Source organism: Neolewinella persica DSM 23188, assembly GCF_000373105.1.
Lineage (GTDB): Bacteria > Bacteroidota > Bacteroidia > Chitinophagales > Saprospiraceae > Neolewinella > Neolewinella persica.
Genome location: NZ_KB890421.1, coordinates 39,350 through 51,980, shown reverse-complemented (window position 1 = coordinate 51,980; position 12,631 = coordinate 39,350). Strand labels below are relative to the sequence as shown.

Sequence of the window (12,631 nt, the reverse complement as noted above, 5' to 3'; positions counted from 1 at the left end):
CCGGAGTTCTTTTGAGCTTTTAGGGGCCGCTTCTTTTTTTAGCCATTTGGCGCGATCGCAGGATGCTGAGAAGGGTTTGGGGAGCCAAGCAGAGGGTGAAGGGTTTCTCCTCACAGGCAGGCCTTGCGGTAACCCCTACTCACTGTGTTGCCGTCCCTTTGGGCCACCGTATACACACATTTTTAAAATGTGGACCTTCGCCCCGCACTTTTACACATCCGGGAGCACGAAGTCCTGCGAAGCAAGTCTTTACCTTTTTATAACTTTCCCTCTTCCCGTCAGGATATTCCCATCGAAAAGTCGAATCAGGTAGCTACCGCGAGCGACATCGTGCATACTGATCTTACCGGAGCGGTCAAGCCGTCCCTTACGAATTAGTTTACCGGAAATATTCATTAGTTCGTAGGCATTGGCTGTTTCCATTACCTCACCCGTCAGGAAAATATAATCTTCGCCTACAGGATTGGGAAATACCAGGACTTCCTGCAAAACAGGGCCTACAGAAATGACGGAAGTAACCTGCTCGATCTGATTTTCCAAGACGTAAACATCGCCGTTGCTGGTAACTAAATCCAGGTCATTGTCTCTATTCATATCGGCGGCAAACAGGGTAAATACGGGGCGTATTGAACCCACTTCAGTAGCCTGAAAAGAGGGCGAAACCATGGCATCATTCAGGTATAAATTGATGCCAATGGAAGCGTTTCCCCCAATCACAAAATCATCGCTGCCGTCACGGTTGAAGTCGCCGACAACCACGCTACGAAGCAGATCAGTAGCAGCCAGCTGTTCCGTTCGGGTGAAGGTTAGGTTGTCCCCCTGCAGGTATGAGAAGCAACTGTTGGAAGCCACGATGACGAAGTCCTTTTTGCCGTCGCCGTTCAGGTCGCCGGAGGAGATGGCATTCACCAGACGGACGGTGCTGGAAGCGTCTTCAATAATCTGCGAGGTGAAGCTGCCGGTACCGTCATTAATTAGTAGCACAAGAGATTCTTCCGTATCGTCCTCCGTGCCGAACAGGACGTCGTTGTCGCCGTCGCCGTCAATGTCTACTACGTCGAAGCCTCTTGGCTCCACCCCTGAATTATAGAGCGTATCCCGGATGAATCCGGTGCCGGTATTGAAGTAAGCAACAAACAGGTCTTCGGAAGCACTGATGCCAACTATATCGGGAAACTCATCTCCGTTTAAATCGGCGGTGGCCATCCTGCTGGGCATAAGCAGGGTGCTTGCCGTTTCGGTAAGTTCTCCGTTCGCTGATCCTTGAAACAACAGTAAAGTTTGAGCACCTCCAGCGAAGATGATGTCTACGAATCCATCCTGATTAAAGTCAGCAACGACGGGTTTCCCCCTGAGTTCGTTAGAGGCAATGATGACACTTTCCGTAAATCCTGGTGTTTCCTCTCCGTTGTTGATTAGCCTGACGAGCTGGTCGGTTATCAGAGTGGGGCTCCTTCTCAGGAAAACGACGTCGGGAAAGCTATCTCCGTTAAGATCGGCCGTTGTTATCAGGTTATCCGCCACTGAGAGCGGGCCAACGGTGGTAAAATCCTGGCCATGAGCAACGAAGCTTATCCATAAGCAGAGTTGAAGAAGAACGATGAATCTCATGGGCAGTGGATTTATGTTTAAACGGTATTGTCTAACCCTGCTGAATCAATGAACGGAGGTTCGGGGTGAAGTCCTCCATCTCGATGATTTCGTTATTATAAACGGTAAATCAACTATTTTTTTCGCCACAGAAAAGCCGGTCCCTTTAACGGATCAAACTAAACTGCCCTTCCTGTTCCACCTCGGAACCGTTGATTCGGAACTTGGCGATGTAGAGGTAAGTATCGGTGTTTTGGGCCGTACCATTTTTCATCCCATCCCATCCTTCGTCAACGTCTGTGGAAGTAAATATCTTCTGCCCCCAACGGTTGAAAACCGTCATGGTAAAATCGGTGATCTGACCACCGTAGAAGACCCGGAAGATATCATTGGTTCCATCTCCATTCGGAGTGATCAATTCCGGAATACGGAACGTAGACTCTTCGATGGCAATTCGGATTTCGTCCGTAAAGACACAACTTCCATTCTCAGTAGTCACCGATAAAGTATAACGAAGCTCACTTGGCGCACTTTGCCCCGGAGGCGGAACGCTCACAACAATGCTTTCTCCTGTAGCTGTAGCAGGACTCAGGTTGCCCGACCAGGAATAAGAGATATTCAACCCAGCAGGAATATTTGTTGCCGTAAGGGTAACGTTATTGCCGCTGAAAACAGCACCGGTGATGGGGGTGCCGTCAATCGTGGCTACAATGACCGGATCCAGGTCTGCCTCAATGACCCGAACGGTTACCGCTGCCATCGCGGAACCACAACCGAAGTCATCAGTAAACGTAACCACATAAGTTGTCATATCTTCCGTAGGGTTCTGAGTGATCTGAACACCCTGGCCTACTTCTTCACCATCTACCGTCCAGACGAATCTACCTGAGCGGTCATTACTAAGTTGAGCAGTAAGCAGGGCCTCCTCGCCAGAACAAACGAACTCCGGTCCGGTCGCGGTCAGGGTGTAGTCGTCGGCAAATCGGAAGGTAATCTGGTCAGTAAGTTCGCCACACTCTCCAGTAGTTACTACTGTGTAGGTCGTGTTATTAGCCATTGGAGTTACTTCCACCTGGGGGTCCGCAGAGTCTATGCCACCACCGGTAATTCGGTAGGAGTAATCCGAACGAATACCTCCGGTGATCACCCGGGCGGCGTCACCCGAGCAGATCAGCGTTTCTGGATTGAGTTCGGGGCGTTGGTCCTCAATGATACCAATGGTATACTCACTGGGTTCCGTACAATTGGAGCCTTCCGCCGTAACGGTAATCATATAAGTAGTAGGCTCGGTAACGGTAGCGATGGGATCGAGACAATCCGTACAGCTAAGCGTACTGTTCGGGTCTTCCCATTCAAGTTCACCGCGCGGTCCACCGTCTCCGAAAGTAACGTTGATTTGTAATTCTTCGCCCGGGCAGACCATGGCCGGATCAGGGTCAAAAATGAGAATTGGTGGCTTTATCACGTTGATTTGTACCGTATCGGTCTGAGAACAACCACCGTTTTCCGTTACCCGGGTGACCAAAGCTGAATCGCTGGCAAAAAACACCGCATTGTACAATTCATTTGGGCTTGCGATACCCGGAGCCACGGTCCAGTCGTGGGTAATCAGTTGATAATCTCCAGCGTCATAAGTGGGGGATCTGATAAAAAAGGTATCTCCCTGGCAGTAAGGATCCTTCATTGGGTCCACGGTAAGCGTCATGTCGGGAAGAGAATCGATACGCACGTATACGGAGTCGATCTGGTAGCATCCGTTCAGGACATCTTCAACGTAGTAAGTGGTGTTTTCCATTGGATTGACCCGAAAGGTGAACCCGTCTGAATTCCCTACAGCGCCCGTAGTAGGGAACCAGGTTGGGCTGGCCCCCGCAGAGGGATCAGCCGAGACTTCAAGAACCTGTACTTCATCACCGAGACATCGGAAAATGGAGTCTTCGCCAAAGATGCTCAAATCGCTCCGGATAATCTCTACCCGGACCATTTGGGTATCTGCACAAGCACCGTTCGCCGCAGTGGAGACAAGCGTAAAAACGGTATCAATAGCTGATTGTGAAATGTAGACGGCGTTAACGTCCGTGGAATCATCGAGGAAACGGCCGGGGCTCCAGTCATAAAGGGTATTCCCCCTGTTATTTACAGAGTCGGTAATCAACAATAATGGATAGCCCTGGCAGACCAGGGTATCGTTAATCAGCTGAGGAACAACAAATACATCAACGTCGACATAGATAGAATCCAGGGTATTTCCGGCAGCTACGACGTAGTAGCGGGAGAAATCAGGGATTGCGCGAGGGTTAGGTGTTGTTGCCGCGTCCAAAAATCCATTGGTGGTCTGCCAGGTGATAACAGCACCGCTTCCATTATCCGTGGTAAGCAATTGCAGGGTATCTCCACGGCAAATGTTAACGGTATCAGGGTTCAGGATAGCAACGTCTGGGACTTGTGCAAACAAGGCAGAAGCACAACAGAAAAGGGAGGTAAGTAGTACGAATAAACGGTTCTTCATAGGTAAGCCGCCGCTGGTTTAGGTTACGGCGTAGGAAAGCTGCGCCGTTTGGTCCCGCCAAAGTACGAATTTTACCAACTCCCAAGGCTGCCTATCGGTACAGATTAACACCCAGTCGGGAAGCCGCTAAATAGAAAGAACCATTTTGATGTACCTACGTTAATTTATCATCGCCCTGCTTTCCGTTGAGGACAAGGGAATTATGCAATTCAAAGTACTCCGATTATGTCTGATCCTATCCTGGCTATTTCTCCCTTAGGCCCTACCTGGCAAACCCTCGATCCCTTTTTATTTAGTGTACACCACCACGATCTTTATCCGGAGGGCAATGAACAGCTCGGACCGTTGCCGGGAACAGCGGGTCGCCGCATGGGTCAGGATTTTGGAGGTAAGGATGGTTGGAGTATGTATCATGGGCAAACCGTCCCGGGATTTCCTCACCACCCGCATCGGGGTTTCGAAACCATCACCGTGGTGGAGCAAGGTTATGCAGACCATACGGATTCCCTCGGCGCTACCGGAAGATTTGGCAAAGGAGACGTTCAGTGGATGACCGCCGGAAAAGGCGTACTACACGCAGAAATGTTCCCGCTTATCAATGAGAAGGAGGGCAATACCCTGGAACTGTTCCAGATATGGCTCAACCTCCCACGGAAGAACAAAATGGTTTCTCCCAACTACAAGATGCTCTGGTCAGAAGACATTCCAGTCGTTAAGCTTCCGGATGCTGCGGGAAAAGTAACGACCGTAAAAATTATTGCCGGAGACTTAGGTGATACTCCTTCACTTGCCCCACCTCCGCACTCCTGGGCTGCTGATGCCAATAATCATCTTGCGGTATGGATCATCAACATGGAGCCAGGAGGGTCGTGGACCTTACCAGCAACCGCTGCGGGCATCAACCGTGCCCTCTACATGTATAACGGAGATCGATTGCAGGCCGCCGATCAATCAGTGGCTAATTACCACGCTATTCAGGTCGACAGCGGCGCTGAAATCCCGCTGGTCGCCGGAAAAGAGCCAGTGTCCATGCTATTATTACAGGCCCGGCCAATTAACGAGCCAGTTGTTCAGCATGGTCCATTTGTAATGAACACCCAAGAAGAAATTGCCCTGGCTTTTGCGGAATACCGGAAAACACAATTTGGTGGCTGGCCGTGGCCATCAGAAGAGCATGTCCACGATCGCGATCGTGGGCGGTTTGCTCGCTACCCTGATGGTACCACCGAAGAACGAAGTTGATCTTCAATGGGAGCCATCTGATTTATTCTGCTAACCATCGACGGGTGTCCTCTACCGATATTCTGCCGTAATCATTCCCCCAGGCCTGGTTGATATAATTTACAATATTTACGATCTGGAACTCTGAAAGTTCCTTGTTACCTGGCATAACCTCGTTATAAGTAATGCCGTTAACCTGGATGGGCCCAGCCAGGCCGTAACGAATTGATCGCACCACTTCTTTTTGTTGGTCGCGCAGGTAATCGGAGCCTGCGAGTGGCGGCATCAGCTGGCGTAAACCAGTTCCTTCTTCGAAATGACAGCTGGCGCAATGCTGGTCATACAAGCTGTGGCCCTGAACGTTTTCAGTTTTCCCGCAGGCAATTGCGAGCAATAAAATGGCCGCACAAATCAGGAAACCGAAAAATGAACGCATAGTGGAAAAGATTTTCAATGAAACTTATGGGTTCATAACGGTTGGGACGAAAGAGGGTTTAGGAATTTTGGCCGCGGCCGCAGGTGCAAGGCATATTGTTGAAAGCAAACGAAGTAAAAACCATCCCCCCGATTAAAGATCAAACCAAGAGCCCCTCCGTCACGTTACAGCACCGTACTTTTGCGGCCCATCCCGGTTGAGCCTCCTTAACATTTGTCTGCCGGGCAAAATCAAGTCGCTACCTCATTTACCATACAGCCCCTTTATGCGTTACGAAGTTAAAATCGGAATCCTCGCCATTGTGGCCATTGCCCTTGCGTTCTGGGGTTATAAGTTCATTCAGGGCAGCAATCTTTTGTCTAGTTCAACTTACTACTACTCTATTTATGACAGCGTTGATGGGCTAACGGTGGGCACGCCAGTGACCATTAGTGGAGTTTCCGTCGGCTCCGTCAATGGCATAGAGTTGAACCAACAGGATAGTAAAGCCAAGGTCACATTCGACATTAAGAAAGGTATCAACATTCCAAAAAACACCAAAGCCCTGATTGCCACTGTTAGTGTGATGGGGCAGAAAGCGGTAATTCTTTCTTATGACCAACCTTGTTTCGGTGATGGCGACTGCGCAGAAGAAGGAACTGAATTGGAGGGACGGGTGCTAAGCCTCTTAGCCTCCTTTACTGGTGGTACTGGCGACAATGATGAGGTCAGCCCCGTTGACGCCGCAAAAGAAACACTCAAGAGTACCATGGATAGCCTTATGCATGAACTCTTCAGTCCCGAAAGCGACAATCCCATTGCACGGTCTACTAACGACCTGGCAATAACAATGGAAAATCTGAAGGCCAGTACCGCACGCCTCCAGCGTATTCTTGATGCTAATGCCGGAGAGATCAATACCACCATGGAAAACCTCGCTGCATTGACCAATACTCTGGCCGCTAAGCAGGAATCTATTGCCGGGATGATCGACAATGCAGAAGGATTCTCCGAGGGCCTGAGTAAAATTGATCTGGAGGAGACCATGACTGAAGTTAATACTACCATTAAAAGCCTTCAGGGAACCTTAAGTCGGGCCGATAAAGCTGTAGGTGGGGTGAATACCCTTATGCAGGACGTTAACTCCGGAAAGGGCACATTGGGCAAGCTGCTTAGTGACGATAAAATGTACATCCAACTCAACGAAGCCACTCGCTCGATTGATTCCCTTGCCACCGACTTCCAGGACAAGCCTTACCGCTACGTCCCCTTCAAAAGCCGTAAGCGAGTACTTAAGCACGATAAACGTGACGCCAAACTGGAAGCCGATGCCGCTGCTGCCGGGATGACAGTGGAAGAATACCTCCTTAAAAAGGGTTAATGGCGTTAAAAAAAACCTTAGACTAAAAACATGCAGCAAATCGAAGTTATTGAACAACAACCCGCTGAACAGAGCGCTCACCGTTAGTAACTGACTCCAGCAGGTATACGCCTGCAGTAAGGCGAGGCAACAGCAGTTCAGTTGTTGGTCCATCCATTGTCGTATTGATAATTACGCGACCCGTTAAAGATAAAAGTCGCAGCTGCGAGTTTTGTGAACCTAGAGGTAAACGAACCGAAAGGTTATCGCCAACCACTGGATTAGGAAATACAGTAAGTTGAGTAATTTCCTGGCGGAACGACGGTAGAACGCGGCCTAAGCCAGGGCGTGTTCGGATTTGCTCATCCCGCTCAGCTACATCCGGTTCATAAATGCTTTCCAGTCCGGCACCCGTAAATCCATTGGGATTTAATTCTCCACTACAACCACAATCAAAGGTGATTACGTCACCTTCCGTTTCCGGGATACCGTCATCACAGGGAGCTCCTACCTGTTCAGTAGCGAATCCGCTGGAGCAAAAGGTCGCAAAATCACCGGACCAGGACAGCGATGAATTTCCACCAAAACGCATTCTGGCGTTACCGCAGAGGTTCTCCAGGTCTTGAGGGAAACAACCGGACAGGTTGTTTTGGCTTACGTCCAGGTTAAAGAGAAAGGCAAGGTCACCTAAGCCTGCAGGCACCGACCCCGTGAAGCCATTGTTATTCAGCGTCAGGATTTTCATCTGGGAGAAGGTAGAAAGTGCTTCCGGCAATGTTCCCGCCAGCTGGTTATTATTCAGGCGGAGGTTCTCCAGGAGTGGCTGCTCGCCAATGGTAGCAGGCAGGGTTCCGGAAAACCGGTTGCCACTAAAATTGATGTCACGGAGGGACGCAATAGTAAACAAGGAGGCTGGCAATTCACCGGCCACTTCGTTATAAGCCAGGTTGATTACACGTAGTTGATCGAAATCACCAATATCGACAGGTAGCGCCCCCGTCAGGCCATTGCCACGAAGTATGATACTGGTGACACGGTTATTTTCGTCACAGCCGATACCAGCCCAGGTACATGGCTCGCAGCTGGTGAGCCAACCATTATTGTTGGCCCAATCGTCTCCTCCGGTAGCGTTGTAAAGCTCTTCCAGGGAGGAGTAATCCGGATGAGCACAATTTTGAGCAAATAGGCTTGCGGTAGAAAACAGGGTGAAAAACAGGGCCACAAAAATGGCCCGAGTAGGGTTAATGGTGTACATGATGTTGGGTATTTATAGGTATAAGAATTCGCTTTCAAACAAGTGACACCTAAAAGCACCCAAAACCGCAGGGGATACCCCTCTTTTAACAAAACAATTTGAATAAAGCCTGCTGGCTTACATTTTCCTTAATACTACCGGGTCAACACAATCCTTTGCGCACCTAGTTTGTCGCCGTCCTCGTACCGCAACAAATAAGTTCCGCTGGCCAGCCCTCCGAGATCAATGGTCTGCTTACGCGCGTTGATCGGAATTCTCCGGAGCAACTTCCCCAGCATATCCAATACAAATACCTCTCCACTGCTCTCGGGAAGTTTGACCGTGACCGGTCCACTGGTGGGGTTTGGATAGGCACGAAATTTGATTTCCACTTTAGTCTGGTCGGCCTTTACCAAGCTATTTTCGTTTATCTCAGCTCCACATTCCTGCGTCTCACTAAACTGGCGGATCACCCGCACCATCAGATCGTTCAACTTCTCCACGTCGTAGCTGTCGGTAGTGGGTTTGAGGTGGGTGCCGCCAATTCCGCTATCGTCAGTGAGGAAAACATAGGTTCCGTTTGTTCCCAGGGCAATAGAGCGAAGCAAGTACTCTCCATCTTTGGTCATCCCTGAACACACGATCGGTATAATCCGAACACCCTGTTTCGCGGCCAGCGCCGTCATTTCCTGCAGTCGATTGACATTATCGGCGTCTTGGTGGGGCGGCGCATCAAGCACCAAAAACAACAACCTGGAGGCAGCGGTCTCCCGCCATTCCAATTGAATAAGGGCGGTTTCAAGAGCTGCGTCAACTGCTTCGGGATGATCGCCGCCACCGCCATGGGTTTGTTTATTGACGTAAGCTACTGTCTCCGCATAATCACTGGCAAACTGCTGGTGCTGGGTCACATAGGCATCTGTACTGTCCCGATAAAAAACAGCTGCCGTTCGGAGGTCAGCATCTTTTAAGTTGGCTTGCGTCCTCAATATCACATCGGAGAGCTCACTACTCAGGTAGCTGATCTCATCTCCCATGCTTCCCGTTGCGTCTACGACGAAGGCAATATCAACTTCCGTGCGCCGCTCACAAGGAACTGGCAGCTCGAGCGTATTTAGTCCCATTTTAAAGTGATGGCTAGTGGGCAATGCGTATTCCTTTCCAAAAACAGAGGCCACCAATTGCAGTTGTGCCTGCTCGTTCGCTTTGGGGTTCATCATGCCCCGCCAGAGCTCTGACCGCCCCTGATTATCTGTTCTGGCTGCCCAGACGATTCCCCCTTGCCCATCTCGCAATTCTACCTCAACATCAACAGCAGGGCTGCCACCAGGATAGGTTAATTGAACGGCGTACCGATTGTCGGGGTACAGCTGCCAGATGTCCCGAAACTCGGCCAGGTCTTCTTTACTGATGTCTTCCCAAAGGTCCCATTTTCCGAAATCGTTAGATTCGCCGGCGGTGAGTTGGCCAGCTGCTTGGGCGGCTGAGGCACCAGGAGCTTCATCAGCAAAAGCTGATTCACTTCTGCCAGGAGAGGCACTTGCATGTTCTCTTTTTCTGCTTGTGCTGTATGCCGGCAATGGCCCGGGTACTTCATCTGTAACCGTATAACCAGTGGTCGTACGGTCCATTTCAACAAGTGGAACACGATACTCGGTCACCACCACTTCCTCCAGAAGTTCAGTCTTATTCACCATCTGGATAGTCAGCGATTTACCTGCATAAACCATCACCTTTTGCTCGACGTATCCCGTGTAGGACAACTTTAGCAATACCGAGTCACCGCTTGCTTCCAGGGAAAAACAGCCATCAACATCCGTAACCGTTCCTGCGGCACCATGACTAATGGCAGCACCGATCAACGGCTCATCCAACTCGTCGGTGACACAGCCACTAAAGGTAGATTGGGCGAAAAGAGATAGACTTAGGGCGGTATAAAACAGGATCAACAGAGGGCGCATAACTTCTTTTGGAAGGTTGATGCACTAAAGGGAAGGAATACATAAAGTAGAAGGGAATCAGCCCTTAGCTGACCTTGCTCCTTAAACCTTCTCATTGCACCTGCGGCCGCGCCCTTATTTCGTAACCAGAAGCTAGAGAACTGGTAACTACTTCCCTGGTTTCTGGATTTTAGCTGCTTATACCTTGATAAATATCTTCCGCTTCCAAAGGAAGAGCCCAAGCAATACATAAAACCCGGCAACGGATAAGCCGTAGAGCAAGCTACTCAGCTTCGCCGGTATAAAATCGTGGACATATAGGTGCTCGTATAACCATTCATGGAGGCCCGTCATGCCAAATATCTTAGCGATGAAGCTGGACAGGAAATACAGGATAAGTGCATTGGCGCCCACCCGCTTGAAAATGTCTCCAAACCTGGCATTACGAAAGTCCTTGAAGTAACTGATTACCCACAGCGAAATGCAGGCCCATCCGGCGGTCACCAATACAAAGCTACTGGTCCAAAGGGCTTTATTGATGGGAAAAGTTAACCCCCAAAGGTGACCTGCAATAAGGAGGACGATTCCTCCAATACCCAATATTATCAATTTGTCGGCGCGGCTGGAGATAAGCAACCTTCCGGCCAATACCCCCAATAATGCCGTGGCAATACTTGGCAGGGTACTTAGCAAACCTTCAGGATCGTAGTCTGGTTTCCAGGTATGGCTGCCGAGGATGGCTTTATCGAAATACATTGCCCAGTTGTTCGCAGCCCGCTCGTAAGTCGGAGCACTACCATCAGGGAGCGGTAGAAAGCCCATAATGCCCCAATAGCCTAGTAATAAAGCTGCCGTGACCCCGATGATGACTTTCCAATTAGCGTTCAACGCAATGATGGCAGCAAAGAAAAACGCCAGGCCGATCCGTTGCAACACGCCGGGTAACCGAATGCTTTCCCATTCCTTAAAAAAGGGAAAAGTTAGGGTAAATGCGCCCAAAAAGATACCCAGGCCAATCAGTTTCAGTGCCCTGATGCTGATCTTTTGATAGGTCTTTCCCGTAGCTTTTTTACCACGGTAAGCAAAGGCAATCGAACAGCCCACAATAAAGAGAAAGAAAGGGAACACCAGGTCCGTTGGTGTATAACCATGCCAATCTGCATGTAATAAGGGGTCATAGACACTACCCCAGCTACCTGGGTTATTGACCAACATCATGGCGGCAATCGTAATGCCCCGCAAGATGTCAACGGATTCTATTCGTTGATTCAGCATAACAATGGGTTGTTTCTCTGGCTGAATGTAGTCAATGTTTGATTGGGAAAAGGGCTAAGTGAGCCACCGCATTTGTCGTAGTGAAGCTGCGCTTGCCCATCTTGAAAAAAACAGAGGAAGAAATCAGCCAAAGTGGCTATTCCTCAAATTCACTTCCAGTCACCAATAAAATCAAGAACCATATCTGTGTATTCCTGCCTGCGCCAAATGATGTTGTGTGCATGCCACGCCCCCCAATCCAGTTTACGGGCGGTAAGAATTGCCGGATTGAACGCTGCTACAAGTTGATCGAATTGTACGGGGTAAGTGAGGGTGTCTGCGGCAGAGTGAAGGAGCAATACGGGAACTTTAATTTTTGGTGCCGCGAGTAAAGGACTAACTTGATCAAAAACTACTCCGGCCCGGAATTCAGCCCACGTAAAGGCACCGGGCGTGAGCGCATTAAGCCCATTTCCGTAGTCTTTTATGCCACGTTCCATTATTGCGCTTTCCCAATTAGCAAAGGAGCTCTCAGAAATAACCCAGGCTGGTTGCGCGGCACCTTCCCGGCCGGCGGCCAGCAGGACGGTGGCTCCTCCCCAGCTCTCCCCAAGCCAGCCGATCTGGTCTTGTGAAAGACCCGATTGTTCCAGTAGAAAATCGTTAGCGGCCAGAAAGTCACTAGCTTCATGAAATCCTCCGGTGCCAAAAGATTCCGGGCTGGAAGTGCCGTGCCCCCGATGATCGTACAGCAGCAGCGCACAGCGGCAGCTATCGAAGATGGGCGCATACTTTAGCATATTGGCGCGGTTAACACTGTATCCGTGGGCCATAACCACACCACACTGAGCACTGTCTGGTCGGTACAACCAACCATTTAGCGTGATTCCATCAACGGGGCTTTCGAAGCTTATCTCCTCTTTGGAAGGTAAGGTTGCCTGTAAGCTATCCAGGTCCAGCCCCCATCGGTCCTTATTCATTTGTAAGACGGTGGCGTAGTCACGGTCAGGCGTATGAAGAATTAACCCACTAAAAAACCAGGTTACGCCAAGGTAAATAATGATGAGTATGGCCAGGGTCCAAAGCAATTTTCGCATAGCAGAGTTTG

The 12,631-nt window shown here is 49.9% G+C and carries 9 protein-coding genes; 2 read left to right on the top strand and 7 right to left on the bottom strand.

What is annotated here, in order from left to right; all coding sequences use genetic code 11:
* Nucleotides 1-249: 249 nt before the first annotated feature.
* Together B036_RS0106935 and B036_RS0106930 are read right to left on the bottom strand one after the other, a co-directional pair.
* Complete coding sequence (locus B036_RS0106935; RefSeq protein WP_020567972.1) at nt 250-1,611, bottom strand: T9SS type A sorting domain-containing protein; 1,362 nt, start codon at nt 1,609-1,611, stop codon at nt 250-252.
* Nucleotides 1,612-1,756: 145 nt separating this feature from the next.
* Nucleotides 1,757-4,099 (bottom strand): gliding motility-associated C-terminal domain-containing protein, encoded by a 2,343-nt coding sequence (locus tag B036_RS0106930; protein WP_020567971.1) that lies wholly within the window; start codon nt 4,097-4,099, stop codon nt 1,757-1,759.
* Between the two features lie 225 nt (nt 4,100-4,324).
* On the opposite strand from B036_RS0106930, the gene B036_RS0106925 reads away from it, so the two are divergent.
* A complete protein-coding gene (locus B036_RS0106925; RefSeq protein WP_020567970.1) occupies nt 4,325-5,341 on the top strand; it encodes a pirin family protein in 1,017 nt (338 codons plus the stop codon).
* Nucleotides 5,342-5,363: 22 nt separating this feature from the next.
* Here the strand turns inward: B036_RS0106925 and B036_RS28395 are convergent, their stop codons facing one another.
* The gene (locus B036_RS28395) at nt 5,364-5,756 is read right to left on the bottom strand and encodes a c-type cytochrome (protein WP_020567969.1); all 393 of its coding nucleotides are present in this window, start codon (nt 5,754-5,756) and stop codon (nt 5,364-5,366) included.
* Nucleotides 5,757-6,021: 265 nt separating this feature from the next.
* Between B036_RS28395 and B036_RS0106915 the strand changes: the two genes are divergently transcribed.
* The gene (locus tag B036_RS0106915; protein ID WP_020567968.1) at nt 6,022-7,116 is read left to right on the top strand and encodes an MlaD family protein; all 1,095 of its coding nucleotides are present in this window, start codon (nt 6,022-6,024) and stop codon (nt 7,114-7,116) included.
* A 46-nt stretch (nt 7,117-7,162) separates the two neighbouring features.
* Here B036_RS0106915 and B036_RS0106910 read toward each other — a convergent pair whose 3' ends face one another.
* The 4 genes from B036_RS0106910 to B036_RS0106895 form a co-directional block, all read right to left on the bottom strand.
* Entirely contained in the window at nt 7,163-8,350 is a 1,188-nt protein-coding gene (locus B036_RS0106910) for a T9SS type A sorting domain-containing protein (RefSeq protein WP_020567967.1), read from the bottom strand.
* A gap of 134 nt (nt 8,351-8,484) precedes the next feature.
* Nucleotides 8,485-10,290 (bottom strand): carboxypeptidase-like regulatory domain-containing protein, encoded by a 1,806-nt coding sequence (locus B036_RS31755; protein ID WP_020567966.1) that lies wholly within the window; start codon nt 10,288-10,290, stop codon nt 8,485-8,487.
* Nucleotides 10,291-10,467: 177 nt separating this feature from the next.
* Nucleotides 10,468-11,544 (bottom strand): acyltransferase family protein, encoded by a 1,077-nt coding sequence (locus tag B036_RS0106900; RefSeq protein WP_020567965.1) that lies wholly within the window; start codon nt 11,542-11,544, stop codon nt 10,468-10,470.
* 149 nt (nt 11,545-11,693) lie between these two features.
* Nucleotides 11,694-12,620 (bottom strand): alpha/beta hydrolase, encoded by a 927-nt coding sequence (locus B036_RS0106895; RefSeq protein ID WP_020567964.1) that lies wholly within the window; start codon nt 12,618-12,620, stop codon nt 11,694-11,696.
* Nucleotides 12,621-12,631: the final 11 nt, after the last annotated feature.

Bases quoted from the DNA above. Each gene is read 5' to 3' on its own strand.
- B036_RS0106935 (WP_020567972.1), bottom strand. From the start codon at position 1,611: ATGAGATTCATCGTTCTTCTTCAACTCTGCTTATGGATAAGCTTCGTT.
- B036_RS0106930 (WP_020567971.1), bottom strand. From the start codon at position 4,099: ATGAAGAACCGTTTATTCGTACTACTTACCTCCCTTTTCTGTTGTGCT.
- B036_RS0106925 (WP_020567970.1), top strand. From the start codon at position 4,325: ATGTCTGATCCTATCCTGGCTATTTCTCCCTTAGGCCCTACCTGGCAA.
- B036_RS28395 (WP_020567969.1), bottom strand. From the start codon at position 5,756: ATGCGTTCATTTTTCGGTTTCCTGATTTGTGCGGCCATTTTATTGCTC.
- B036_RS0106915 (WP_020567968.1), top strand. From the start codon at position 6,022: ATGCGTTACGAAGTTAAAATCGGAATCCTCGCCATTGTGGCCATTGCC.
- B036_RS0106910 (WP_020567967.1), bottom strand. From the start codon at position 8,350: ATGTACACCATTAACCCTACTCGGGCCATTTTTGTGGCCCTGTTTTTC.
- B036_RS31755 (WP_020567966.1), bottom strand. From the start codon at position 10,290: ATGCGCCCTCTGTTGATCCTGTTTTATACCGCCCTAAGTCTATCTCTT.
- B036_RS0106900 (WP_020567965.1), bottom strand. From the start codon at position 11,544: ATGCTGAATCAACGAATAGAATCCGTTGACATCTTGCGGGGCATTACG.
- B036_RS0106895 (WP_020567964.1), bottom strand. From the start codon at position 12,620: ATGCGAAAATTGCTTTGGACCCTGGCCATACTCATCATTATTTACCTT.